The following is a 26,401-nucleotide window of genomic DNA, read 5'->3' as shown; positions in this document are numbered from 1 at the left end:
CTCAGCCGTGCTGCGGCGGGTACCCGTAGCCGGGCGGCGGGCCCTCCTGCGGCGGGTAGCCGTAACCGGGCACCGGCGGGCCCTGCGGCGGGTAACCGCCGGGCTGCTGCTGCGGGTACGGCTGCTGCGGCGGCTGCTGCTGCCACGGCTGCCCGGGCGCCGGGTAGCCGCCCTGCTGCGGCGCCTGCTGGTACTGCTGCGGGTACGGCTGCTGCTGCGGCGGGACGCCCTGCTGCTGGCCCTGCCAGCCGCCCTGCTGCTGCTGTTGCTGCTGCTGCCAGCCGCCCTGCTGCTGCGCCCGGGCGATGTCCTCGCCGACCAGCGCGGCCAGCTCGAAGTAGGCGTCCCGGACCTTGGGCCGCATCATCGCCAGGTTGACTTCGGCGCCGGCCGCGAGGCTCTCGTCGAACGGCACCACCACGACACCGCGGCAGCGGGTCTGGAAGTGCGCCACGATGTCCTCGATCTTGATCATCTTGCTGGTCTCGCGCACCCCGGAGACCACCGTGATCGACCGCTGCACCAGGTCCGCGTAGCCGTGCGCGGACAGCCAGTCCAGCGTGGTGGAGGCGCTGGACGCACCGTCCACGCTGGGCGTGGCCACCACGATCAGCTGGTCCGCCAGGTCCAGCACACCGCGCATCGCCGAGTACAGCAGACCGGTGCCCGAGTCGGTCAGGATGATCGGGTAGTGCTGCCCGAGCACCTGGATGACCTGGCGGTAGTCCGAGTCGTCGAAGGTGGTGGAGACCGCCGGGTCCACGTCGTTGGCGACGATCTCCAGGCCCGAGTTCGGGTCCTGCGAGGTGAACTGACGGATGTCCATGTAGCTGCGCACGTGCGGGATCGCCGTCACCAGGTCACGGATGGTCGCCCCGGTCTGCCGCTTGATGCGGCGGCCCAGGGTGCCCGCGTCCGGGTTCGCGTCGATCGCGATGACCTTGTCCTGCCGCTCACTGGCCAGCGTCGCGCCCAGCGAGGTGGTGGTCGTGGTCTTGCCGACACCGCCCTTGAGGCTGATCACCGCGATCCGGTAGCAGGTCATCACCGGGTGCCGGATCAGCTCCAGCTTCTGCTGCTTGCCGGCCTGCGCCGACTTGCCGCCGAACTGGAACCGCGACTGCTTCTGCACCTTCGGCTGACCGCGCAGCAGCCGGTCCGAGGAGAGCTCCACCGCCGCCGTGTACCCCAGCGCCGCACCGTGCGCCGCCTGCTGCGGACCGGGCTGCTGGAACTGCGCCGGCGCCTGCGGGGCGTTCGGACCCGAGTGCTGCTGGTACGCCGGGCCCGGCCCGGCCTGCTGCTGCTGTCCGGCCTGCGGCCAGCCGCCCGCCCGCGGATCCACCGGCGGCTGCCCGGCCCACTGCTGCTGACCCTGCTGCGGGTACGGCGGCTGCTGGACGGGCTGCTGCTGGGCCTGCTGCGGGTAAGGCTGCTGCTGCTGCGGTTGGTTGGGCCACTGCTGCGGCGGCGGCTGCTGCTGCACCGGCGGCTGCTGCTGCACCGGCGGCTGCTGCTGCACCGGCGGCTGCCCGGCCCATTGCTGCTGACCCTGCTGCGGGTACGGCGGCTGCTGCTGGACGGGCTGCTGCGCGGCCTCCTGCACCGGCGCTGCGGCGGCCGCGAGCTCCACCGGCGGCGCGACGGGCACACCCTGCCCGTCGGTGGCCGGCCCGGAGTGCTGCTCGGGGCCCGGCGCGGGCGGCTGCTGGTGCTGGACCGGCGGCTGCTGAACGGCCACCGGCTCGGCCGGCGGCACCTGCGCCTGCACGGGCTGCGGCTGGACGGGCTGCTGCTGGACGGGCTGCGGCTGCTCGGGCGCTACCGGAGGCTGCGGCGCGGGCTGCTGCTGGACCTCCGGCTGCACCGGCTGCTGGACCGGCTGCTGATGGACCGGCGGTTGTTGCTGCACCGGCTGCTGCTGGACAGGCGGCTGGGCCGGGCCGGGAGCGGCGCTCTGGGTGTACCAGGACGGAGCGGTGTAGTCCGGGGTATCGGGCCACTCATCGTCGTCCTCGGCCGCGTTGTCGCCGACATAGACGCCGTCCCGATCGCTGCTCACTGGGGCTCCCTCGTTCTCGCCGACATTGCTTCGGCGGTTGCCTTCGGGCAACAAGACTAGGCCGTGCGGACCGGTCCGCTGAAGGCGGAGGCCGACCTGACGGCAGATCGGAGCGGGTCGGCCGACCGGTCCGTCCCTCGGGAAACACCACCCCCGTCAGGCGCACCGGCCGGCCGGCCCGTGCGACACGGCCCTCCCGGCCGCACCGCTTCAGTCCATGCGGCGCGGGCCGCCCAGCACCTGGGTCTCGGCCTCGCCCGGATTGGTCATCACGTACTGACGGCGCATCCGGGTCGCCCACAGGGTGATGTGGTCGGGCATCGTCGGCAACGTGTTCACATCGCCCGGCGACAGCGACAACAGACGGCCCACCAGCTCCGATTCCTGCGGCGAGATCCGCTGCAGACCGACCAGGTCGGCGGCGTTCAGCACCCGGCTCGCGTTCGGGCCCAGGTACGGCAGCACCGTCAGCGTGGTCTGCCACGGCGACGCCGACAGCCGGCTGCGCGAGGGCCGCGCACCCAGGTCACGAACCACCAGGACGGGTGACGCCACCGACGCGCCCTGCGCGCCCAGGCGGCCCACCTGGTGGATCGTCACGCACGGCTGACCGCCACCCGCGGCCTGCGCCATCGGCGCCCACGCCTGCGGACGGCCGGTCTCCACCGCGACGCGGGCACCGGTGGCGGCGGCGCGCAGCGCGATCAGCTGCGCCGTCCACATGCCACCGACCAGCACCACGTCGTACTGCGTCGGACGGAACAGGCCGATCACGGCGGGCCGTTGCTGCTGGTCCAGGCCGATCACCACGCCGTCGTCGCCGACCGGGAAGGCCAGCGCCGACAGGTCCTCGAGGGTCAGCACGTGCTTCTCCCGGCGGGGGCCGCGCAGGCCGTAGCCGGGACGGACCCGCACCCGGCTCTGCTCGGCGGGCTGCGGGGCCTGGCCGCCGTAGGTCTGATAGGCCATCAGGAAGTCCCTCCCAGAGGCAGCGTGGCGAGCAGGCCCGGGCCGTGCTCCTGGTCGAGACGGGTCAGCGCGGTGCCGGCGTGCTGGGCGCGGGACTCCACCAGGCGGCCCACCTGGGCGACCTCGCTCTCGCTGCGCCCGGTCAGCCGGACGTGCCCGCTGAGCGCCACCGAGCCGCCCATCGCGCGGGTCGCGGTGATCGAGAAGGTGGAGGCGAACGCCGGGGTGCTGGTCAGCTGGTTGACCAGGTCGGGGGCGGCGACCCGGCCGCCGCCGGCGCCCGGACGGGACAGCTCCGGCCACTTGGAGATCCAGTAGGTGGCGTGCCAGCGGTCGTCGATCCGGCAGAACTTGGCGGACTCCTGGGCCCGGCGCACGCCGACCCCGCCGCCGCCGGAGCCCTGACGGCCCGCCACCGCGACCGGGTTGGCGCACACCGAGATGGCCAGCGCCGCGATCAGCTCGCGCTCGTCCAGGACGGTCGCGGTGAAGCCGGCGCTGTTCAGCCGCCCGGCGAGCTGGTCGGTGACCCGCTGGAGCGCCTTGCGGGCGCCCTCCTCGCCGCCGCCGCGGGCCAGTACGGCGGTGGAGGCGTGCTCCGGGTCGAGCTTGATGGCGATCCACGTCAACCGAAGCGCAGGAGTGTTCACTCCTCCGGGTGCCTGCTGGTAGGCGCGCGCGGCCAGCGAGTGCTCCGGCAGATGCGGCGCGGGCGCCGGCTGGGTGTGCTGGATCAGCTGCACCGACTCCAGCGGAATGTCGTCGACCTGCAGGACCGAACAGATCAGGTCCAGCGGCAGCGAGGACTCGGGGGTCCGGCCCGGACGCAGCGGCTGGTCCTTCGACTGCACCAGCAGCACCGAGGTGAAGAAGGTGCCGTCGCCGATCATGCCGGTCTCGCGGCGCAGCGGCCGCCCGTCACCGAGGTCGGTCTCGATCGCGTGGGTGCAGGTGCGCAGCGCCGGGTCCAGCTCCATCATCGGCGCCAGCGCCGGGTCGGTGCCGGGCGGCGGAACGTTGTACTTCGCTTCCTTGCGACGGGAGTTGAACGCCGAGCGGACCCCCACCGCCTCGCCCATGGTGCGGCCGCCGAGGCGCAGCAGCGCCACCACGACGAGGATCACCGCGGGCACCGCGAGAACCGCGGCCATCAGCTTGTTGATCGACCAGCCGACCGCCACCAGGGCGACGGCGACCTCGAGTTGGACGATTTGCTTGAGCTCCAGGCGGCGGGCGAGCAGCCCGGGCCTGGGCAGCAGCCGCAGGCCGACCGGGCCGGTGGGCGCCGCGGCCGGAGCGGTACGCGCCCGCCGGCCGCCCTGGGCGTCCGGCCTCCGGCCGTTCGTGCTGGAGCGTCGTCGTGCTGGAGCGGACTGGCTTGGCATCCCCCGAATTGCCCTCTCTGCTTCAGATGTGCCGTCAGATCCCCGTGCGGCTGCGGCCCTCAGGGCCGGGTCGCGGGCCGGGTCGACAGCCCGGATGGCGGACCGTCGGAGCCTACCCGTTACCGTACTCACCGTCTGCTGTCGCATCGTAGAGGGTTGACCGTTCCGGACGCCCGCCGGGTGGCAGACTCACGCACAGCACAAGCGCGTTGACACCCGCAGGTCGGGTCACACAGGGGAGACGGGGACGAGCATGGCATCACGCCGGGACGAGCTGAACGCCTATACCTTCGCCCGCAAGCGGATGGTCGGGGCCTTCCTGCAGCCGGGGGGCGGCGGCAACGACGAGGACGCGCCGCGTCCGATCCGCGCGGTGCTGCCGAGCTTCGTGATCGGGGCCGTGATCGTCGCCGGCTTCGGCATGTGGGGCGTCATCAAGCCCAGCGCGCCGCCGAACTGGGACAACGGCAAGTACATCCTGCAGGGCAAGACCTCCACCACCCGGTACGTGATCCTGACCGACCAGAAGTCCGGCCAGCCGATGCTGCACCAGGTGCTGAACATGTCCTCGGCCCGCCTGGTGCTGGCCGAGAACGCCACCGTGCAGACGGTCGCCGACGAGGTGCTGGACAAGTACCCGCGGCGCGGTCCCGCCATCGGAATCCCGTACGCGCCGGACAAGTTGCCCAAGGTCGATGACGCGGGCATTTCGAAGCTGTGGTCGGTGTGCGACAAGCAGGGCAAGGAGAACCTGTCGTCCCAGGTGGCCCAGTCGATGTTCATCGCGGCCGGGGCGGACGCCAAGACCCTTCAGGGGGAGCGGAAGCTCAAGGACAACCAGTCACTGTTCGTCCAGGGACCGGACGAGCAGGGTGCTCCAGGGTCGAGGTTCCTGGTTGACAGCAACGGCTTGAAGCACGCGATCGGCCGGGAGGACACCAGCAAAACCGACAAGGATGCCATGGAGACGGCACTGTTCGGCCCGGGCATGAAGCCCCAGCGCGTCACCAAGGAATGGCTGGCAACCCTGGACTACGGCGAGCCGGTGAAGTTCTTCCGCTTCCCCAACGTCATTGCCAAGCAATCCCAGCCTTCCACCGTGGCCCTCTCGCAGGACTCGGAGAAGAAGGTCGGCCGGGTGCTGAAGTTCGAGGGCAACTACTACGCGGTCGGCCCGAACAACCTGTTCCAGATCAGCGAGTTCCAGGCGGACCTGATGCGCCTCGACCCGAACACGCAGGCTGCGGCGTACGGCGACGCGACGCCGACCATCGCGGAGCTCGGTGCCGGCGACTACAGCAAGCTTCAGGCGACGATCTCCCGGGCCATGCTCGACGACGCCAAGAACCTCCCCGCTCGCAAGTCCCCGGCGGTCAACGTCGGCGCCAACGATCCCCGCACGGTGGTCTGCTCGACCTTCGACGGCTACGACGGCGACAAGATCAAGCGCTCCGTGTGGGCCAGCACCGCCTACCCGGCGGACGTCAGCTCGGACGCGGCCAGCGCGCACGTGACGCCCGGTCACGGTCTGCTGTACCGCTCGCTGGACGGCAACAGCAAGCCCACCGCCGACGGCGGCACCGGCACCGGCTACCTGATCACCGACTCCGGCCTGCGTTACACGCTGCCCGTCAACAACGACGGCGGCAACGGCGCGGCGGCGACCCCGAGTGCGAACCCGCAGGGCGGCGACAAGAAGGGCACCAACGAGGCGCAGGCGCGGCTGGGCTTCAAGTCCGTCTCCCCGCAGTTCGTGCCCGACTTCTGGTCGAAGCTGGTGCCGGCCGGTCCGGTGCTCAACACCAACACCGCACTTCAGCCGCAGAACGCCTGACGAATCGTCAATGCCGGTGCGGGAGTTCAGTGTCATGGTCTGGTAACTACCTGCCACCCGGTGTTGGGCGGAGCGCACTTGGCCGTTACAGTGCTTCAGAGCACCACGCCACGTGGTGCCCGTGCGGGCGTTCGCCACAGGGGCGCCCGGATGAAATCTGTCTCATGGGGGACGGTGGATCATGGCAGGTCAGTTCACGATGACCGCGGAGGAAATGACCTCCTTCGCGAACCGTATCGGCGAGGTCAACCAGCAGGTGCAGGGCGAGATCAGCCGCCTGAACAACCTGGTCTCCGAGATCTCTTCGGGCTGGAAGGGCCAGGCTGCGTCCGCGTACCAGCAGATGCAGCAGCGGACCAACGACGACGCCAACGCGCTCAACAAGGTGCTCGACGAGATCCGTCAGGCGATCGAGGCGACCACCAAGGCGTACTCGATGACCGAAGAAGAGCAGCGTGCTGCCGTCGGTGGCATCGGCTGACGCCGAGCCGGTAACCGCCACATCGCGCCCTCACGGGGGCGCGCCGTGCATCCATCGACAAGGAGACAACCATGTCCATTCTCGTCAATTTCCAGACTCTGCAGAACGCCAGCTCCGAGGTGCGTCAGACCGCTTCGCGCATCCAGACGCAGCTTGACGACCTGAAGGCGGGCGTTCAGCGCATCGCCACCTCCTGGGAGGGTTCGGCCCAGGAGGGCTACCAGGCCCGCCAGGCTGAGTGGGACCGCAAGGCCGCCGACCTGCAGCAGGTGCTCGGCCAGATCTCCAGCGCGCTGGACAACGCGGCGCAGAGCTACCAGCAGACCGAGAACTCGAACAAGAGCCTCTGGGGCTGAGTCTCCCTCTCGGGGACTCTGCGTGGTTAGCGCTCTTCTCAAGGGCGGGCGTCCTACTGGGCGCCCGCCCTTCGCGCGTTGCACGGGGCACGCGCCGAACACGGGTGGAAGCAATGAGGGGTGGACTTCAGGTGTCGTCAGGATCGTTGCGCCGGGCCGGCGCGGTGCTGCTGGTGCTCGGGGTGGTCGGCAGTACGGCCGCCGGACCCGCCTACGCCGAGCCCTCGCCCTCAGCCTCCGGGGAAGCCGGGTTCCGACAGCCGGTGGCGATCGCGGCGGCCGGTGACTGTGCCCAGAAGGACGTCGAGGCCGTGCCCTGGTCGCTCCAGCGGGTCTTCCTGGACGAGCTGTGGGGTGTCGACAAGGACGGCAAGGCCCATCACACCGGGGACGGCGTCAAGGTCGCCGTGATCGACACCGGTGTGGACGTCGGCAACCCGCAGCTGGGCGGGCCCGGCAAGGTGATCGACGGCGGGGACCTGCTCGGCGACGCGCAGGTGAGGGCCGGTCAGCAGAAGCCGGAGGGCAACGCCCTGTCCGACAAGGTCGGGCACGGCACCAAGGTCGCGGGCATCATCGCAGCCAGTCCGAGGACCGGGGTCGGCTTCGTCGGCCTGGCGAAGGACGCGAAGATCATCTCGATCCGGCAGAACGATGCCGAGGGCCACGGCAGTGTGTCCACGCTGATCGACGCCATCAAGAAGGCGATGCAGCTGGACGCCGATGTCATCAACATCTCGCAGGACGTTCGGGTCGAGGTGGACCCGAGCAAGCCCGCCGACGTACCGGCGTTCGCCGAGGACGGTCAGTTGGAGGCGGTGCTGAAGCAGGCCGAAAGCAACGGGATCGTGGTGGTCGCGTCCTCCGGCAACGACGGCGCCGAAGGCCCCACCTACCCGGCCAAGTACGACACCGTGCTGGCCGTGGGCGCGTCCGACCGCAACAACGAGCGGGCCACGTTCTCGCAGTACGGCGACTTCGTCAAGGTGGTAGCGCCCGGCGTCGACATGCTCTCCACCGTCCCCGGGGGCGGCCAGTGCACCGACAACGGCACCAGCTTCTCCGCGCCCTACGTGTCCGGCCTGGCCGCGATCCTCAAGGGGCAGCACAAGGACTGGACCCCCAAGCAGATCCGCACCGTGATCGAGCAGACCGCCCAGCGCACCGAGCACGGCCACAACAAGTGGATCGGCTGGGGCGTGGTCGACCCGGTCAAGGCGGTCTCGTACACCGACACGCCGAGCTCGTCCCCGACCCCGGACGTCCCGACCAAGCTGGACACCGTTCCGCTGGTCGCGCAGCCGGCGGGCCTGGAGGAGACACAGGCGGACCGGGACCGGCGGACCGGCACCTTCGTGCTCGGGGCCGGTGGCCTGCTGGTGGCGGGCCTGGCCGGCGGTGCGATCGTCGCCCGTGACATGGGCCGGCGCCGCCGCCACTGACCGTTCGGACCGGTGTGCGGGCCGGCCCCGGAAAGGGGTCGGCCCCGCCGGTCGGGGGGAACCGGCGGGGCCGAAGAGGGAGCGGGGTGCAGGGGGTCAGGCCCGCTCGTCCTCGGGGAGGGTGATCACCCAGCGGGTCTCCGAACGGGGCCGCAGGTAGAACGCCCAGTAGAGGCTGGCGGCGGCGGTGATGCCCAGGGTCCACCACAGGCCGGGGCCGCGCAGCATGTAGAGGGTGAAGCTGAGCGCCACGATCACCAGGACCGGCAGCGCGGGCCACAGCGGCTGGCGCCAGGCGGGGGCGTGCTTGTGCTCGCCGCGGCGGGAGAACAGCGCGCCGACGGCGACCAGCAGGTACAGCGCAGCGACGGCGACACCGGTGATCTCGATCAGCAGCGACTGCGGCACGAAGCAGAGCACCGCGCCGGGGATGCCGACCGCGAGGGTGGAGACCCACGGGGCGCTGAACTTGTTGAGGGTGCCGAAGGCGTTGTTCACCGGCTCCGGCCAGGCCTTGTCGCGGCCGGAGGCGAACAGCACCCGGGAGTTCTGGATGACCATCACGATGCCGGCGTTGATGATGGCCAGCGCGATGCAGAGGCTGATGAAGGTGCCGACGCCGCTGTTGCTCCAGCCGATCACCAGCTGCGAGATGTTGCCGTCGGTCAGCGCGGCCAGGTCGGGGGCGCCCATGGTGATGGCGGCGACCGGGATGACGATGATGGCGACCGACAGGCCCAGCGTCCACAGCACGGTGCGGGCGACGTTCTTGCGCGGGTTCTCCAGCTCCTCGGAGAGGTAGATGGCGGTGGAGAAGCCCTGGGTGACGAACAGCGCGGTGCCCATCATGGCCAGGATCGTGCCCAGGCCCACGCCGGAGGTGGCGCCCGCCGCGTCGACCATGGTGCCGTGCAGCATGGTGTCCGCGCCGCGCTCGGTGTGGGTGAAGCCGAGGAAGGACACCACGGCGCAGGCGATGACCTCCAGCACCAGGAAGATGCCGGTGATCCAGGCGTTGGCGCGCAGGTCGAGCAGACCGGCGACGGTGGCCGCGATCATCACCACGGCGCCGGCGATCATCGGGTCGACGTGGATGATCGGTTCGAGGTACTCGGCGGTGCCCATCGCGATGATCGAGGGGACGATCATCACCACGATCAGCGACTGGATGAAGACCAGCCAGCCCGCGAACTTGCCCGCCAGGGTGCCGACCATGGCGTACTCGCCGCCCGCGGAGGGCACCAGGGTGCCGAGCTCCGAGTAACAGAACGCCACCGCGACACAGATGATCGTGCCAATGACGATGGCCATCATTGTGTAGGTGCCGAGGCCCTTGAAGAGCTCGGGCACGAGCACGAAGAGCGAGGAAGCCGGGGTCACGCAGGAGAGCGTGAGCAGCGTGCCACCCACGACGCCGAGCGATCGGGCGAGCTTCTTCGGTGCGTCCGCGCCGGCGGCGGCACCCGGAGCGGGGGCTGCTGCCTTCGGGGGGAGCGTGTCGGTCATGGGGGCATCCGATCGGCTGTGCGGCGGTGAGGGGAAGGGAGCGGTATCGCCTCCGAAACACGTTCTCGCGGGTGTGGTCCTGTATCGCTCCCGATGCGCCAGGTTGCCTGGGCGAATTGGCATCGTCAACGCGCAATGAGCTGCGGAATCCGTTGTCATAAGCCGGTTTTTCCTACGGAACACAGCCGAGTGGCCGGCTGGGTGCTTGATTCCCGCCAGGCAACTCTGGTGAACTGCGCTTGAATCGAAGGTGAAGTGATCTGCGCAACTCCGATTCAAAGGCATGGCGCCGACACGGCTGGGGGCCCGAAAACCCAGGCCGACCGGTCACACGGGTACGGGAACCGAAGGAAGAGCCTAAAAATCAGAACATAACGTTATGGCACCGTCCGGCCCCTGGGATGCCAAAGGGCCGGATCCCTTCCGGAACCCGGCCCTGTTGGTCACACTGCGTGATTCTCGCCCGAGGGCTACTGCAGGGTCGGCAGCCAACCGGTCTGCACCGTCTGACCTGCCTGCATGCGGCGGGAGACGAACACACCACGGCCCTGCGGCTGCGGCTGCGGCTTGACGGTGCCCAGCAGCGCGCCCTCGCCCTTGTCACCGGAGAGGATCAGGCCCTGGCCGCCCAGCTCGCGCATGCGCTGCATCACCGGCTCGAACAGCGAGCGGCCGGCGCCACCCGCGTTGCGGGCGACGATCAGACGCAGACCGATGTCGCGCGCGAACGGCAGGAACTCCGCCAGCGGCGCCATCGGGTTGCCCGACTGGGTGGCGACCAGCTCGTAGTCGTCCACGATCACGAACATGTCCTTGCCCTGGTACCAGCTGCGGTTGCGCAGCTGCTCCGGGGTGACGTCCGGACCGGGCAGACGACGCGAGCAGGCGCCGCGCAGCATCTCCACGATCGCCGACATGGCGGGCGCGGCAGCCGCGTACTCCACCAGGTACTCCGGCGGAACCACGCCCAGCAGCGAGCGGCGGAAGTCGCCGATCACGATGCCGGCCTGGTCCGGGGTGTACCGCTCGGTGATCTGCTTGATCAGCATGCGCAGCATCGCCGACTTGCCGGACTCGCTCTCACCGAAGATGACGAACATCGGGTCGGTCTCGAAGTTGACGAACACCGGCGCCAGCTCGACCTCGTCGACACCGAACGCGACACCCAGCTCGGGGTGCTCGAAGCCCTTGGGCAGCGAGTTGCCGTCGAGCACGGCCGGCAGCATGCGTACCTGCGGGGCGCGCGGGCCGGTCCAGGCCGCGTTGATCTGGCTGACCATGTCGGCGACGCCGTCCACCAGGTCCTCGGTGGTGCCGGCGCCGTCGATGCGCGGCAGACCGGACAGGAAGTGCAGCTGCTCGTGGGTCAGACCACGACCCGGGATCGCCGGCACGTTCACCGCGACCTTGCGGTTGATCTCGGACTCCATGGAGTCACCGAGCTTCAGCTCGACGCGGTTCTGCAACTGGTCCTTCAGTGCCGGGCGGATCTCGGCGTAGCGGGCCGCGGTGATCACCACGTGGACGCCGTAACCGAGACCTCGCTGCGCGATGTCGCCGATGACCGGCTCCAGGACCTCGAACTCCTGCTTGAAGATCAGCCAGCCGTCGATGAACAGGAACACGTCGCCGAAGTTCTCGTCCGGCAGCTGCCCGTTGGCACGGCGGGCGCGGTAGGTCGCGATGGTGTCGATGCCCTGGGCGCGGAACAGCTCCTCACGGCGGTTGAGCACCCCGTGCACCTCGCTGATCATGCGGCGGACCTTCTCGACGTCCAGTCGGCCCGCCACGCCGCCGACGTGCGGCAGGTCGGCCAGCGAGCCAAAGCCGCCACCGCCGAAGTCGAGCAGGTAGAACTGCGTCTCGACCGGGGTGTGGGTGACCGAGAAGCCCGTCACGATGGTGCGCACCATGGTGGACTTGCCGGACTGCGGACCGCCGACGATCATGCCGTGGCCGGCCGCGCCCGAGTAGTTCAGGTACATCACGTCGCGGCGCTGGTCGCGCGGCTTGTCGACGATGCCGACCGGGACGATCAGGTTGCCCTGGGTGATGGACGCCGGGGTCAGACCGCGTTCCGGGCTGACCTGCAGCGGCTCCAGCAGGCTGTCCACCGACGGCGGCGCCTCCAGCGGGGGCAGCCACACCTGGTGGGCCGGCGGGCCCTGGCCGATCATGCGCTGGACGAACACGTCGAGCATGGTGTCCAGCAGCGCGTCGTCCTTCTCCTCCTCCTCCGACGGGTCGGGAAGGATCTCCTCCACCTCGGGCTCGATGATCTCGACCTCGGCGGCGGTGAACAGCACCGGCTGGGCGGTGACCACCCGGCCGCCGACCGCGCGCTGCTGGCCCGGCGGACGGTACTTGCCGGACACGTACGCGGCCCGGAAGCGCTCCATCACGTCGGAGCCGAACTTGAGGTAGCCCACGCCGGGGATCGGCGGCAGGTGGTAGGCGTCCGGGACACCGATCGCGGCCCGCGACTCGGCGGCCGAGAAGGTGCGCAGACCCAGTCGGTAGGACAGGAAGGTGTCCAGACCGCGGAGCTTGCCCTCCTCCAGTCGCTGCGAGGCCAGCAGCATGTGCATACCGAGCGAACGGCCGATACGGCCGATCTGGATGAACAGGTCGATGAAGTCCGGCTTCGCGGTGAGCAGTTCGGAGAACTCATCGATGATCATCAGCAGCGAGGGCAGCGGGTCGAGCGGCGCACCCGCGGTGCGGGCCCGCTCGTACTCGTTGATGTTCGCGTAGTTGCCCGCCGCGCGCAGCAGCTCCTGGCGGCGGTTCATCTCGCCCTCGATCGCGTCGCGCATGCGGTCGATCAGGGTGGCTTCGCCCTCGAGGTTGGTGATCACGGCCGCGGTGTGCGGCATCTCCGCCATACCGGCGAAGGTCGCACCACCCTTGAAGTCCGCGAGGACCAGGTTCAGCACCTCGGACGAGTGGGTGACCGCCAGCGCCAGCACGATGGTGCGGAGCACCTCGGACTTGCCGGAACCGGTCGCGCCGACGCACATGCCGTGCGGGCCCATGCCCTCCAGCGAGGCTTCCTTGATGTCCAGCCAGACGTACTCGCCGTTGCTGCCGACGCCCAGCGGGACGCGCAGCTTCTCGCGGATCGGCTTGGGGCGCCAGTGCCGGGCCGGGTCGAAGGAACCCGGGTCGCCGGTGTGCATCATCTCGGTGAAGTCCATCGAGACCAGCGACGGGTCGCTGTCGTCGCCGCCCGCGGACGCCCGGAACGGCGCCAACTGCCGCGACAGCGCCTCGGCCTGCCACCCCGAGAGGGTGTCCGGCTTGCCCGGGTAGCTGGCACCGGAGGCGGCCTCCAGCAGCAGCTCGTGCTTGCCGACGGTGATCACCAGGTGGCCGTTCGGCTCGTCCAGGTCACCCGGGACGACCTCGATCACGGTGACGCCCTGGACGCCCTCCGGACCGGCGATCACCGAGTCGACCGGCACCGAGGCGCCGTCCATGATGACCACCAGGTGCGGCTGGTCCGAACTCGGCGTGCTGTCACGGGAGAAGCCCTTTCGGCCGGCCAGCTCGTTGGCCAGCAGCTCCTCCAGCTCGCCCAGCCCGGAGGCGATCAGACGCCGCGAACCGGCGCCGTCGCTGTCCTTGCGGTGCTGGGTGTGCGGCAGCCACTTCGCCCACTCCCACTCCTCCACCGCGCCGGGCGCGGCGGCCACCCCGATCATCAGGTCCTCGGGGGAGTGCAGGGTCGCCAACTGGGCCACCATCGCCCGGACGTTGCCGTACACCGAGTCCGGGTCGCCGCACACCGTGATGTGGTAGAAGGCGCGCAGCGAGACCGCCAGCGGCAGGTCCTGCAGCGTGCCGTGGGTCTTGATGAAGGTGCCCATCGCCTCCGCGGCGAGCGGCTCCAACTCGTCCATCGGCGCGGTCTGCGGCGCCACCAGCGGCGTCGACAGCTGCAACGGGCCCAGGCCCACCCGGATCTGTGCGAAGTCCGGATCCGTCGGCCGGCGCTCCCACAGCCGGCGGCCCTCGGCCACGATCGACCACAGCTGGTCGGGCTCCGGGTGGGTGAACAGCAGCGCCCCGCGCTGCCGTTCGGCCGTGCGACGCACCTCGCGGCGCTTCTGCTGCAGGTACTTCAGGTAGTCGCGGCGCTCGTCCGAGGTGGCCGCGCTACCGCCCTTGCGCGCCTTGACGATCTGCGCCACCGCCATCGCGGCGGTCGACGCGACCATCAGGACACCCATCATCTTCATCGGGCCCTGTGCGCCCGGAGAGAAGAAGAACGCCGCCGAACCGCCCATGCCGAGCAGCGGCAGCAGCGACATCATCCAGTCCTCGCCACCGCCCCGCGGCAACTCCGGCGGCGGAACCAGCTCGACCGGCTCCTCCGACACCGGAGGCGGGAACGCCCGCGGCGGACGCTTGACCGTCACCGTACTCACGCCATCACCCCGCCCCCAGCGACAGCCGCAGCGCGCGACTCCCCGTCGTCAACGGTGCGCCCTCCCCGGGCACAGAGTCGGGGGCACCCCCATCGCTCGCTCACAATCCGCCCTCACGCATCTGGATACGTACGGTGAGGGCGCCCCGTGTGATGACGCCGCCCCCGCTCCGCCGAACCGCAGGCGTGCGGGGCTGTCGCGTCTTCGATCGCCGCCCCCGTACGCCGTGCGCAGGGGCCGATCCTACTGCGCTGGGCAAGCCGTTCGTCCACGGGGTCGGCCACCGGCAGGGTTCTGACCGGGCGTCAACACACAACCCCCGGCACGCCTGCGCACCGCCTCCACCCGCACGCGCCGCCCGCGCCCCGTCCACGCCCCCGACGCAGTGCGTCCTTGCGCCGAGGGGGTAAGGTGACGCCGCGCCAACTCTCGTTCGGGCCGTGACAGTTCCGGAACCGGTCGACGAGTGGTCAGCAGACTTGCCGACACAGCCAACGAGGGGGAGAGGGCCGGTGAGCACAAACGCTACGACCGGTTTCTGCCGGGTCACCGTGGTGGCACCGGACAGCCGGATCGACGTCGCCCTGCCGGAGGACGTCCCGCTCGCCGACATCTACCCGGAAGTGCTGCGGCTCTCCGGGCAGACCCAGGTGGACGGAACACCGACCGGGTTCCATTTGGTGCGGCGGGATGGCACCGTGCTCGACAGCGGACTTCCGCTGGCGGCCCAACAGGTCCGCGACGGTGACCTGTTGAGCCTTCGCCCGTTCTCCGAGTCGCTGCCGCCGGCCGTCTACGACGACGTTGCCGACGCCATCGCCTCGGCGGTCGAGGCCGACCGCAGGTTCTGGAGCCCCGACCTGATGCGGGCCTTCGGCCTGATCTCCGGCACGGTGCTGCTCACCCTGCTGGCGTTCGCGCTGTGGTTCTCCGACCTGCGGCACAACATGTTCGGCCTGCCGGGCATCCTGGCCGGCGTCACCGCCGTCGTGCTGGTGACCTACGCCGCCGTCCGCGCCCGGGTCTACGACGACCACATCGCCGCGCTCGCGCTCGGCCTCGGCGCGCTGCCGCACGCCATGCTGGCCGGCTCCGGCATCATCGACGTCCCGGGCGCCGGCGACGGCCCCGGCCGGCTCCAGTTCCTGGTCGGCTGCGTCACCGTGCTGGTGGTCTCCGTCCTGCTGGTCGGCCTGCTGCCGGAGAAGGACTCGGTGTTCGTCGCCGCCGCCTTCGTCGCCGCCGCCGGCACCCTGGCCACCTTCGCCGCGGTGCTGATGTCCGGCACCGCGATCACCGACATCGCAGCCGTCACCGGCGTCGCCGCGGTCGCCGCGGTCGGCTTCCTGCCCGCGCTGTCCGCCCGGTTCGCCCGCCTGCCCGTCGGCTTCAGCGCCCCCGGCCAGGCCCGCACCCGCGGCACCGCCTACGGCGAGGAGACCGCCAGCGCCGAGACCGTCCAGTACGAGCGGATCGCCGCCCAGGCCCGCCGCGGCCACGAGGTGCTGGTCGGCCTGGTCGGCGGCGCCGCCACCACCATCGTCGGCGCCTGCACCGTGCTCGGCTTCAGCGACCGCAGCTGGGCCGAACTGCTGGCCCTGGCCATCGGCGTCACGACCATGCTGCGCGCCCGGCTGTTCCGCTACACCGCCCAGGTGTTCGCGCTCACCATCGCCGGCCTGGCCGGCCTGTCGCTGCTGATCCTCGGCCTGGCCCTGCACACCCCGATGCACCTGGCGGCGGCCGCGGCCCTCGGCGGCAGCGACACCGGCGAACTGCGCACGGTGTGGCTGTCCGCGTCCATCGCGGCCGGCGCCGCGATCATGATCGCGATCGCGCTGATCGTCCCGCGTTCCGGTGTGTCCCCGTTCTGGGGCCGCATCCTGGACATGGTCGACAGCCTGATGCTGATCGCCCTGGTGCCGCTGGCGCTGGCCGTGCTCAACATCTACAACGTGGTGCGCGGCGCGACCGGCTGAGCCGCGCTGGTATCGTTGATCCGTCCGAGTTCTGTCAGGCCCTGTGCTTTCGACCAGGGCCACTCGGCACACACCTAAGGAGATGCCCGTGGCCCTCGCCGCTGACGTCAAGAAGCAGATCATCGCCGAGTTCGGCCAGAAGGAGGGCGACACCGGCTCTCCCGAGGTTCAGGTGGCCATGCTCTCCCGCCGCATCTCGGACCTGACCGGGCACCTCAAGTTCCACAAGCACGACCACCACTCGCGTCGTGGCCTGCTGATCCTGGTCGGCCAGCGTCGCCGCCTGCTGCAGTACCTGGCCAAGAAGGACATCGAGCGCTTCCGTACCCTGGTGGACCGCCTCGGCATCCGCCGCGGTGCCGCCGGCGGCGCCCGCTGACACCGCTCGTAGGGGCGGCTCCCCTCACCGGGGAGCCGCCCTTCGGCGCTTTCCGCGCCACCTCGCGACCGCACCCCGCGAACAGCTCGCCGTAAAGCCGCGCTCGATAGGGTGTGAATTTGTAAGGTAAAGGGCATGCCCGCCCTTGCGGGCCGACAAGGCTTCAAACGGAAGCCGCCCGCACCGCAGGAGCGTCCACACGCAGACGCCGCCGCACGCCGAAAGGCGCCGGTCCTCGGTAGTGGCCGCCGGAACCCCCGACACGCGGGGACGGACCCGGTGGCTTCGATCGAAGACCGGCCCAACTGCCCGGGCCACGGCAGGCAAGCGCAGCGGCGCTCCTGGGGAGACGTACAAAAGAGGAGATCTTCCAGGTGGAAGAGAACGTTTTCTACGCCGAGGCCGTCATCGACAACGGCAGCTTCGGTACCCGCACCATCCGCTTCGAGACCGGCCGCCTGGCCCGTCAGGCCGCCGGCTCCGCCGTGGCCTACCTGGACGACGACACCATGGTGCTGTCGGCCACCAGCGCCTCGAAGCAGCCCAAGGAGCACTTCGACTTCTTCCCGCTGACGGTGGACGTCGAGGAGCGGATGTACGCCGCCGGCCGCATCCCCGGCTCGTTCTTCCGCCGTGAGGGCCGGCCGTCCGAGGACGCGATCCTCACCTGCCGCCTGATCGACCGCCCGCTGCGCCCGTCCTTCGTCAAGGGCCTGCGCAACGAGGTCCAGGTCGTCGTCACCGTCATGGCGCTGAACCCCGACCACCTGTACGACGTGGTGGCCATCAACGCGGCCTCCGCCTCCACCCAGCTGGCCGGCCTGCCGTTCTCCGGCCCGATCGGCGGCGTCCGCGTCGCGCTGATCAACGGCCAGTGGGTGGCCTTCCCGACCCACTCCGAGCTGGAGTCGGCCGTCTTCGACATGGTCGTCGCCGGTCGCGTCCTGCCGGACGGCGACGTCGCGATCATGATGGTCGAGGCCGAGGCCACCGACAAGACCATCAAGCTGGTCGAGGGCGGCGCCGACGCCCCCACCGAGGAGATCGTCGCCGCCGGCCTGGAGGCCGCGAAGCCGTTCATCAAGGTGCTGTGCGCCGCGCAGGCCCAGCTGGCCAAGCAGGCCGCCAAGCCGACCGGCGAGTTCCCGCGCTTCCTGGAGTACCAGGACGACGTGCTGGCCGCGCTGACCGCCGCCGTCAAGGACGAGCTGTCCAAGGCGCTGACCATCGCGGGCAAGCAGGAGCGCCAGAACGAGCTGGACCGCATCAAGGCCGTCGCCGCCGACAAGCTGCTCCCGGAGTTCGAGGGCCGCGAGAAGGAGATCAGCGGCGCCTACAACGCGCTCACCAAGAAGATCGTCCGCGAGCGCGTCATCAAGGACAAGGTCCGCATCGACGGCCGCGGCGTCACCGACATCCGCACCCTGGCCGCCGAGGTCGAGGCCATCCCGCGGGTGCACGGCTCGGCCCTGTTCGAGCGCGGCGAGACCCAGATCCTGGGCGTCACCACGCTGAACATGCTGCGCATGGAGCAGCAGCTCGACACGCTCTCCCCGGAGACCCGTCGCCGCTACATGCACAACTACAACTTCCCGCCGTACTCGGTCGGCGAGACCGGCCGCGTCGGTTCGCCGAAGCGCCGCGAGATCGGCCACGGCGCCCTCGCCGAGCGCGCGATCCTCCCGGTCCTGCCGACCCGCGAGGAGTTCCCCTACGCGATCCGCCAGGTCTCCGAGGCGCTGGGCTCCAACGGCTCCACCTCGATGGGCTCGGTCTGCGCGTCCACCATGTCGCTGCTGAACGCCGGTGTGCCGCTGAAGGCCGCCGTCGCCGGTATCGCCATGGGCCTGATCTCGCAGGAGATCGACGGTGAGACCCACTACGTGACGCTCACCGACATCCTCGGTGCCGAGGACGCGTACGGCGACATGGACTTCAAGGTCGCCGGTACCCGCAACTTCATCACCGCCCTGCAGCTGGACACCAAGCTCGACGGCATCCCGGCCTCCGTGCTGGCCGCCGCGCTGAAGCAGGCCCGGGACGCCCGCCTGCACATCCTCGACGTGATGAACGAGGCCATCGACTCGCCCGACGAGATGTCCCCGAACGCGCCGCGGATCATCACCATCAAGATCCCGGTGGACAAGATCGGTGAGGTCATCGGCCCCAAGGGCAAGATGATCAACCAGATCCAGGAGGACACCGGCGCCGAGATCACCATCGAGGACGACGGCACCATCTACATCGGTGCCGCCGACGGCCCGGCCGCCGAGGCCGCCCGCTCGACGATCAACCAGATCGCCAACCCGACCATGCCGGAGGTCGGCGAGCGCTACCTGGGCACCGTGGTGAAGACCACCACGTTCGGCGCCTTCGTCTCGCTCATGCCGGGCAAGGACGGTCTGCTGCACATCTCGCAGATCCGCAAGCTGGCCGGTGGCAAGCGCGTCGAGAACGTCGAGGACGTGCTCGGCGTCGGCGCCAAGGTGCAGGTCGAGATCGCCGAGATCGACCCGCGCGGCAAGCTGTCGCTGATCCCCGTCATCGAGGGCGAGGAGAGCGGCGAGGCCGCCTCCGAGTGACACCCCGGTAACACCCTGCGGCCCGCACGCCCCATCCGGCGCGTGCGGGCCGCGCCCTGTTCGTGAAGTACCTGCAGTTCATGCAGTTCGTGCAGTTCGTGAAGCTCTCCTCGTGAAGCAGTAGCTGGAAGGAACACCCGTGGCCCAGGCCTCGGCGGCGAAGCAGCGCCCCGGCACCACCCGGACCCTGCTCAAGGGCACCGAAGGCGGCGCGGGCACTGTCCGCCGCACCGTGCTCCCCGGCGGCCTGCGGGTCGTCACCGAGACCCTCCCGACGGTGCGCAGCGCCACCTTCGGCATCTGGGTCGGCGTCGGCTCCCGGGACGAGACCCCGGTGCTGAACGGCGCCACGCACTACCTGGAGCACCTGCTCTTCAAGGGCACCGCCCGGCGCGACGCGCTGGAGATCTCCGCCGCGCTGGACGCGGTCGGCGGCGAGATGAACGCGTTCACCGCCAAGGAGAACACCTGCTACTACGCGCGGGTGCTCGACACCGACCTGCCGCTGGCCATCGACGTGGTGTGCGACATGCTCACCGGCTCGCTGATCCGGCCCGAGGACGTGGAGTCCGAGCGCGGCGTCATCCTGGAAGAGATGGCGATGGCGGAGGACGACCCGGGCGACGTGGTGCACGACCTGTTCGCCAAGGTGATCTTCGGGACCGGCCCGCTCGGCCGCCCGATCCTCGGCACTCAGGAGACCGTGTCCGGGCTGAGCCGGGACCAGATCGCGGGCTTCTACCACCGCCGCTACAAGCCGGAGAACCTGGTGGTCGCGGCGGCCGGCAACCTCGACCACGCCAAGGTGGTCAAGCTGGTGGAGAAGGCGTTCGCGCAGGTGCTGGCCAAGTCCAAGGGCCACCCCGCGGAGGTCCGGCGCGGCGTCAAGCCGGTCCGCACCTCCGGCAAGGCCGCCGTCCTCAACCGCCCCACCGAGCAGGCCCACCTGGTGCTCGGCGTCCCCGGCATCCCGCGGCACGACGAGCGCCGCTGGGCGCTGGGCGTGCTCAACGCCGCCCTCGGCGGCGGCATGAGCTCCCGGCTGTTCCAGGAGGTCCGGGAGAAGCGCGGCCTGGCGTACTCCGTGTACTCCTACTCGTCCTCGTACGCCGACACCGGCCTGTTCGGCATCTACGCCGGCTGCCAGCCCAAGCGGGTCGAGGAAGTGCTGAAGATCTGCCGCGAGGAACTCGCCCGGGTGGTCGAGGAAGGCATCACCGAGGAGGAACTGCGCCGCGCGATCGGCCAGATCTCCGGCTCCACCGTGCTCGGCATGGAGGACACCGGCTCGCTGATGAACCGCATCGGCAAGGCCGAACTCTCCTACGGCCACCACCTGTCGGTGGACGAGATGCTGCGCAAGATGGCCGAGGTCACCCTGGACGACGTGCACGCCGTCGCCCGTGATGTGCTGGGGGCGCACCGGCCCTCGCTCGCGCTGATCGGCCCGATCAACGACCGGCGGGCCGCCAAGCTGGCCGACCTGCTCGCCTGATTCGCCTGCTCGCCCGCTTGCCCGCTCGCCCGGAAGGACAACTGACATGACGCTGCGCGTCGCCGTGATCGGCGCCAAGGGCCGGATCGGCTCGGAGGCCGTCAAGGCCGTGGAGGCCGCCGAAGGCATGGAGCTGGTGGCCGCCCTCGGCCGTGGCTCGAAGCTCACCGAACTCGGCGACGCCGGGGTCGACGTCGCGGTCGAACTCACCCACCCCGACTCGGTGATGGGCAACCTCGACTACTGCCTGCGCAACGGCATCCACGTGGTCACCGGCACCACCGGCTGGACCGAGGAGCGCCTGGAGACCGTCCGCGGCCTGCTCGCCGACGCCCCGGAGCTCGGCCTGCTGATCGCCCCGAACTTCTCCATCGGCGCGATCCTCGGCATGAAGTTCTCCCAGCTGGCGGCCAAGTACTTCGAGTCCGTCGAGGTGGTCGAGCTCCACCACGACCGCAAGGCCGACGCCCCGTCCGGCACCGCCACCCGCACCGCGCAGCTGATCGCCGCCGCCCGCGCCGAGGCCGGCCTGCCCCCGCAGCAGGACCCGACCACGCACAGCCTGCCCGGCGCCCGCGGTGCCGACGTGGACGGCGTCCCGGTGCACGCGGTGCGGCTGCGCGGCCTGCTCGCCCACCAGCAGGTGATGTTCGGCGACACCGGCGAGACGCTGACCATCCGGCACGACTCCATGCACCACAGCAGCTTCATGCCCGGCATCCTGCTCGGCGTGCGGAAGATCGCCGACCACCCGGGCCTGACCTTCGGCCTGGAACACTTCCTGGACCTGTGACATGACCTCTCGTACCGGCTTCTTCATCCTCTCCGGCGTCCTGCTGCTGGTCAGCGTGGTCTGCGTGGGGGAGGGCGTCCAGCTCGTCGCCACCGGCAAGCCGCTCGGCATCGGCATTGGCGTGTGCGCCTTCGTCATCCCGGTGATCGGGGTCTGGTTCCTCCGCCAGACCGTCCGCTTCGGCCGGGCCAGCGAGCGGCTCGCCCGTGAGCTGGAGGCCGAGGGCGGCCTGCCCGTGGACGAGCTCAAGCGCACCGGCGGCGGCCGGATCGACCGGGTCTCCGCCGATGCCGTGTTCGCCCGCCGCAAGCGCGAGGCCGAGGCCGCCCCCACCGACTGGCGGAACTTCTTCCGGCTCGCCGTCGCCTACGCCGACGCCGGTGACGTACCGCGCGCCCGCAAGGCCATGCAGCACGCCATCAAGCTGCACGACCGGCACTCCACGGCCACCGCCGTAAACTGACCTGTACCGCCCCCGAACAGCCAGGACATCACCCATGCGCGCAGTCGAACCCCAGGTCCACCTGATCGCCCGCCCCGAGCTCGACTACGACGAGGTCGCGGCCTACCTGCAGGACGTCGGCGGCGAGAGCTGGCTGGAGCGGGTCGACCGCGGCGACCTGGACGACGCCCAGAACCTCGCCGAGTTCGCCGGCCGGATCTGCTACCGCTCGTGGAAGCCGGGCCTCAACCCGAACGTCACCAAGGTCCGCACAGACCAGGACGTCTACCTGAAGAACATCCTGGCCAGCGCCCACGGCTCGGTGCTGGAGCACGTCTCCTTCACCTTCGTGCTGCACAACGTCAGCCGGGTGGTCACCCACGAGCTGGTCCGCCACCGGGCCGGCGTCGCGGTCTCCCAGGAGTCGCTGCGCTTCGTCCGCCTCGACGACATCCCGTTCTGGTTCCCCGAGTGGGCGCAGCAGGACGAGGAGCTGATGGGCCGCGCCACCGGCCTGATGCAGCAGATCGAGGAGTTCCAGCACTGGATGGCCGACCACTTCGGGCTGGACGAGGAGGGCGTCAAGTTCCACGAGAAGAAGGAGAAGACCTCCTTCATGCGCCGCTTCGCCCCCGAGGGCCTGGCCACCGGCCTGGTCTGGACGGCGAACGTGCGCACCCTGCGCCACGTCATCGAGAACCGCACCGCGCCGGGCGCCGAGGAGGAGATCCGGCTGCTGTTCGGCAAGATCGGCGAGCTGATGGTCAAGGAGGCGCCCTCGCTGTTCGGCGACTACACCGTCGAGGACGGCGCCTGGGTCCCCGGCTGGCGCAAGGTCTGACGTCCGACCCCGTGGCCGGGGTCTGACGGACCGTCGGACCCCGGCCCGGCCGTGCTCACCCGTGCGGCCTGCGCAGGCGGCCCGCGAACCGGCCGCTGACCTGCGCGGACGGGCAGATGGACGGACTTGTCCCAGATGCCCGGATTGCGGCGTTCTCGGCCGCTCCATACGCTCGGGGCACGGATTCCGGTGCTGCGTGAACCCCCGAGCGCGCAGCACCGGAATCCCATGTCGGGCCCGGCCCGCGACCCCCAGGACTGTCCAAACCCTGGACCTGCGTGGCTGTCGACCACCGCCCTACGAGTAGCTTTGGACCCATGGCTCCGACCTCCACACCGCAGACGCCCTTCGGCCGGGTCCTGACCGCGATGGTCACCCCCTTCACCGCCGACGGCGAGCTCGACCTCGACGGCGCCCAGCGCCTCGCCGCCCACCTGGTGGACTCCGGCAACGACGGCCTGGTGCTCAACGGCACCACCGGCGAGTCGCCCACCACCACCGACGCGGAGAAGGCCCAGCTGGTCCGGGCCGTGGTCGAGGCGGTCGGAGACCGCGCCCACGTCATCACCGGCGTCGGCACCAACAACACCCACCACAGCGTCGAACTCGCCCGCCAGGCGCAGGCCGCCGGCGCCCACGGCCTGCTCGCGGTCACCCCGTACTACAGCAAGCCGCCGCAGGAGGGCCTGTACCGGCACACCGTCGCGATCGCCGACGCCACCGAGCTGCCGGTGATGCTGTACGACATTCCCGGCCGCGCCGCCGTCGCGCTCGAACACGACACCCTGGTCCGCCTCGGCGAGCACCCGCGGATCGTCGCCAACAAGGACGCCAAGGGCGACGTCGCGGCGGCCGCCCGCGCCATCGCCGACACCGGCCTCGCCTGGTACTCCGGCGACGACAACCTGACCCTGCCGCTGCTTTCGGTCGGAGCCGTCGGCGTGGTCAGCGTGGTCGGCCACGTCGTCGCCGCCGAGATGCGCGCCATGATCGAGGCGTTCGTCGCCGGCGACCACGCCAAGGCGCTCGCCATCCACCAGTCGCTGCTGCCGGTCTATACCGGTATCTTCCGCACCCAGGGAGTGATTCTCTCCAAGGCGGCGTTGAACCTGCAGGGACACCCGGCCGGCCCGCTCCGGCTGCCCCTGGTCTCCGCCACGGACGCGGAGATCGCCCGGTTGAAGGAGGATCTCGCCGCCGGCGGGGTACACCTGTAACCAACAACAGACGTGCGCGTCCCCGGCTCGCCGGACCCCACCAGGTCCGCCGCTGGACCGGGACCGAAGGCGCGCGGCAAATCGGCAGTCAGGTAACCACGATGGACGCACGCCATATGCCGCCGGGGGAAGAACCCTCCGGGCATATGGCGTGCGTCGTGAGGAGAGTCTTTTGAGCCACCCGCACCCCGAACTCGGCGCTCCCCCCGCACTCAAGGAGGGCGCCCTCCGCATCACCCCGCTGGGCGGTCTCGGCGAGATCGGCCGCAACATGACGGTCCTCGAGTACGGCGACCGCATCCTGATCATCGACTGCGGCGTGCTCTTCCCCGAGGACGAGCAGCCCGGCGTCGACCTGATCCTCCCCGACTTCAGCTACATCCGGGACCGCCTCGACAAGATCGACGGCATCGTCCTGACCCACGGCCACGAGGACCACATCGGCGCCGTCCCCTTCCTCCTCCGGGAGAACCCGGACATCCCGCTGATCGGCTCCAAGCTCACCCTCGCCCTGATCGAGGCCAAGCTCGCCGAGCACCGCATCCGCCCCTACGTCCTGGAGGTCGCCGAGGGCGACCGCGAGCGGATCGGCCCCTTCGACTGCCAGTTCATCGCGGTCAACCACTCCATCCCCGACGCCCTGGCCGTCGCCGTCCGCACCCCCGCGGGCATGGTCGTTGCCACCGGTGACTTCAAGATGGACCAGCTCCCGCTGGACGGCCGCCTCACCGACCTGCCGACCTTCGCCAAGCTGGCCGAAGAGGGCATGGACCTCCTGCTGGTGGACTCCACCAACGCCGAGGTCCCCGGCTTCATCCCGCACGAGCGCGACATCTCCGCCGCGCTGCGCAACGTCTTCGCGAACGCCGATCGCCGGATCATCGTCGCGTCGTTCGCCAGCCACGTGCACCGCATCCAGCAGGTCCTGGACGCCGCGCACGAGTACAAGCGCAAGGTCGCCTTCGTCGGCCGCTCGATGGTCCGCAACATGGGCATCGCGCGCGACCTCGGCTACCTGAAGGTCCCCGGCAACCTGATCGTCGACGTCAAGACCCTCGACGACCTCCCCGACAAGGAGGTGGTGCTGATCTGCACCGGCTCCCAGGGCGAGCCGATGGCCGCGCTGTCCCGGATGGCCAACCGCGACCACCAGATCCGCATCGTCGAGGGCGACACCGTCGTCCTCGCCTCCTCGCTGATCCCCGGCAACGAGAACGCCGTCTACCGGGTCATCAACGGCCTCACCCGCTGGGGCGCCAAGGTCGTCCACAAGGGCAACGCCAAGGTGCACGTCTCCGGCCACGCCTCGGCCGGCGAGCTCCTGTACTTCTTCAACATCTGCAAGCCGAAGAACCTGATGCCGGTCCACGGCGAATGGCGCCACCTGCGCGCCGCCGCCGACCTCGGCATCGCCACTGGCGTCCCGCGCAACCGCGTGGTCATCGCCGAGGACGGCGTCTGCGTCGACCTGGAGAAGGGCGTCGCCCGGATCGCCGGCAAGGTCCAGGCCGGCTACGTCTACGTGGACGGCTCCTCGGTCGGCGACATCACCGAGGCCTCGCTCAAGGACCGCCGGATCCTCGGCGAAGAGGGCTTCATCTCCGTCTTCGTGGTGGTCGACTCCACCAACGGCAAGATGGTCAGCGGCCCGACCTTCCAGGCCCGCGGCTCCGGCATCGACGACGCGGCATTCGCGTCCATCGCCGGCAAGCTGGAGGAAGCCCTCACCCGCTCCGCCGGGGAAGGCGTCCTGGAGGTCCGCCAGGTTCAGCAGCTGGTCCGCCGGACCGTCGGCAAGTGGGTCGCCGACAACTACCGGCGCCGCCCGATGATCCTCCCGGTCGTCGTCGAGGTCTGACCGACCTGATTTGACCTGGGGCAGCCCGGTGCGTAATGTTCTCCGGGTTGCCCCACGGTCGTGCGGCTTCGCTCCGAATTCGAATTCGTTCGAATGGGGCGGGGAAAACAGGCCGAGAAACTCTGATAGAGTTCGGGAGCGCCGAAAGGCCAAAGCAAATCGGAATGAATGAAACTCCGGAAAACGGAGCGGAAAACATCTGATAAGCTGAGAACACGAAAGAACGAAGCGCCCGGAGGGCCGGTCGGAAGGCCGCCTGAAGGAAGTGTCCGTTCCTTGAGAACTCAACAGCGTGCCAAAAGTCAACGCCAGATATGTTGACATCCCCGGCCGGTCCTACTGGATCGGTT

The 26,401-nt window shown here is 70.2% G+C and carries 18 protein-coding genes; 13 read left to right on the top strand and 5 right to left on the bottom strand.

The window, feature by feature from the left end:
* Position 1: 1 nt before the first annotated feature.
* From ACFYS8_RS35835 to eccE, 3 genes are all read right to left on the bottom strand, one after another.
* On the bottom strand, positions 2-2,062 hold the full coding sequence (locus ACFYS8_RS35835; RefSeq protein ID WP_387649682.1) for an AAA family ATPase: 2,061 nt from the start codon (positions 2,060-2,062) through the stop codon (positions 2-4).
* A 210-nt stretch (positions 2,063-2,272) separates the two neighbouring features.
* Positions 2,273-3,031, bottom strand: a complete 759-nt coding sequence (locus ACFYS8_RS35830; protein WP_387649679.1) for a hypothetical protein — start codon at positions 3,029-3,031, stop codon at positions 2,273-2,275.
* Complete coding sequence (eccE, locus tag ACFYS8_RS35825) at positions 3,031-4,416, bottom strand: type VII secretion protein EccE (protein ID WP_387649676.1); 1,386 nt, start codon at positions 4,414-4,416, stop codon at positions 3,031-3,033. The genes ACFYS8_RS35830 and eccE overlap by 1 nt, the downstream gene beginning before the upstream one ends.
* Positions 4,417-4,669: 253 nt before the next feature.
* On the opposite strand from eccE, the gene ACFYS8_RS35820 reads away from it, so the two are divergent.
* The 4 genes from ACFYS8_RS35820 (at position 4,670) to mycP (ending at position 8,529) form a co-directional block, all read left to right on the top strand.
* A complete protein-coding gene (locus ACFYS8_RS35820) occupies positions 4,670-6,250 on the top strand; it encodes a type VII secretion protein EccB (RefSeq protein WP_387649673.1) in 1,581 nt (526 codons plus the stop codon).
* A gap of 181 nt (positions 6,251-6,431) precedes the next feature.
* Positions 6,432-6,731 (top strand): WXG100 family type VII secretion target, encoded by a 300-nt coding sequence (locus ACFYS8_RS35815; protein WP_387649670.1) that lies wholly within the window; start codon positions 6,432-6,434, stop codon positions 6,729-6,731.
* A gap of 71 nt (positions 6,732-6,802) precedes the next feature.
* The gene (locus ACFYS8_RS35810) at positions 6,803-7,087 is read left to right on the top strand and encodes a WXG100 family type VII secretion target (protein ID WP_387649667.1); all 285 of its coding nucleotides are present in this window, start codon (positions 6,803-6,805) and stop codon (positions 7,085-7,087) included.
* Positions 7,088-7,218: 131 nt separating this feature from the next.
* The gene (gene mycP / locus ACFYS8_RS35805) at positions 7,219-8,529 is read left to right on the top strand and encodes a type VII secretion-associated serine protease mycosin (protein WP_387649665.1); all 1,311 of its coding nucleotides are present in this window, start codon (positions 7,219-7,221) and stop codon (positions 8,527-8,529) included.
* 96 nt (positions 8,530-8,625) lie between these two features.
* On the opposite strand, the gene ACFYS8_RS35800 is transcribed toward mycP, so the two are convergent.
* Both ACFYS8_RS35800 and eccCa read right to left on the bottom strand, forming a co-directional pair.
* The gene (locus tag ACFYS8_RS35800) at positions 8,626-10,035 is read right to left on the bottom strand and encodes an APC family permease (RefSeq protein WP_387649662.1); all 1,410 of its coding nucleotides are present in this window, start codon (positions 10,033-10,035) and stop codon (positions 8,626-8,628) included.
* A 470-nt stretch (positions 10,036-10,505) separates the two neighbouring features.
* Positions 10,506-14,465 (bottom strand): type VII secretion protein EccCa, encoded by a 3,960-nt coding sequence (gene eccCa, locus ACFYS8_RS35795; RefSeq protein WP_387649659.1) that lies wholly within the window; start codon positions 14,463-14,465, stop codon positions 10,506-10,508.
* Positions 14,466-14,977: 512 nt separating this feature from the next.
* Here eccCa and eccD point away from each other — a divergent pair.
* The 9 genes from eccD (at position 14,978) to ACFYS8_RS35750 (ending at position 26,051) form a co-directional block, all read left to right on the top strand.
* Positions 14,978-16,444 carry a type VII secretion integral membrane protein EccD gene (gene eccD / locus ACFYS8_RS35790; RefSeq protein WP_387649657.1) on the top strand — a complete coding sequence of 489 codons (1,467 nt, stop codon included), beginning with the start codon at positions 14,978-14,980 and terminating at the stop codon, positions 16,442-16,444.
* Positions 16,445-16,532: 88 nt separating this feature from the next.
* Entirely contained in the window at positions 16,533-16,823 is a 291-nt protein-coding gene (rpsO, locus tag ACFYS8_RS35785) for a 30S ribosomal protein S15 (protein WP_387649654.1), read from the top strand.
* Positions 16,824-17,197: 374 nt separating this feature from the next.
* Positions 17,198-19,405: a polyribonucleotide nucleotidyltransferase gene (locus ACFYS8_RS35780; RefSeq protein WP_387649651.1), complete on the top strand. Its 2,208-nt coding sequence runs from the start codon at positions 17,198-17,200 to the stop codon at positions 19,403-19,405.
* 139 nt (positions 19,406-19,544) lie between these two features.
* Complete coding sequence (locus ACFYS8_RS35775) at positions 19,545-20,900, top strand: M16 family metallopeptidase (protein ID WP_387649649.1); 1,356 nt, start codon at positions 19,545-19,547, stop codon at positions 20,898-20,900.
* A gap of 46 nt (positions 20,901-20,946) precedes the next feature.
* Positions 20,947-21,693, top strand: coding sequence for a 4-hydroxy-tetrahydrodipicolinate reductase (gene dapB, locus ACFYS8_RS35770; protein ID WP_387649646.1), 747 nt, complete (start codon positions 20,947-20,949; stop codon positions 21,691-21,693).
* A gap of 1 nt (position 21,694) precedes the next feature.
* Complete coding sequence (locus tag ACFYS8_RS35765) at positions 21,695-22,156, top strand: hypothetical protein (RefSeq protein ID WP_387649643.1); 462 nt, start codon at positions 21,695-21,697, stop codon at positions 22,154-22,156.
* A gap of 34 nt (positions 22,157-22,190) precedes the next feature.
* Positions 22,191-22,976 carry an FAD-dependent thymidylate synthase gene (gene thyX / locus ACFYS8_RS35760; protein ID WP_035866708.1) on the top strand — a complete coding sequence of 262 codons (786 nt, stop codon included), beginning with the start codon at positions 22,191-22,193 and terminating at the stop codon, positions 22,974-22,976.
* 317 nt (positions 22,977-23,293) lie between these two features.
* Entirely contained in the window at positions 23,294-24,193 is a 900-nt protein-coding gene (dapA, locus tag ACFYS8_RS35755; RefSeq protein WP_387649640.1) for a 4-hydroxy-tetrahydrodipicolinate synthase, read from the top strand.
* Positions 24,194-24,365: 172 nt separating this feature from the next.
* Complete coding sequence (locus ACFYS8_RS35750; RefSeq protein WP_387649637.1) at positions 24,366-26,051, top strand: ribonuclease J; 1,686 nt, start codon at positions 24,366-24,368, stop codon at positions 26,049-26,051.
* Positions 26,052-26,401 lie beyond the last annotated feature (350 nt).

It is taken from the genome of Kitasatospora sp. NPDC004615 (assembly GCF_042873545.1).
Lineage (GTDB): Bacteria > Actinomycetota > Actinomycetes > Streptomycetales > Streptomycetaceae > Kitasatospora.
Note: the sequence above shows the minus strand (reverse complement) of the source record. Positions and strands in the feature narration are given on the sequence as shown.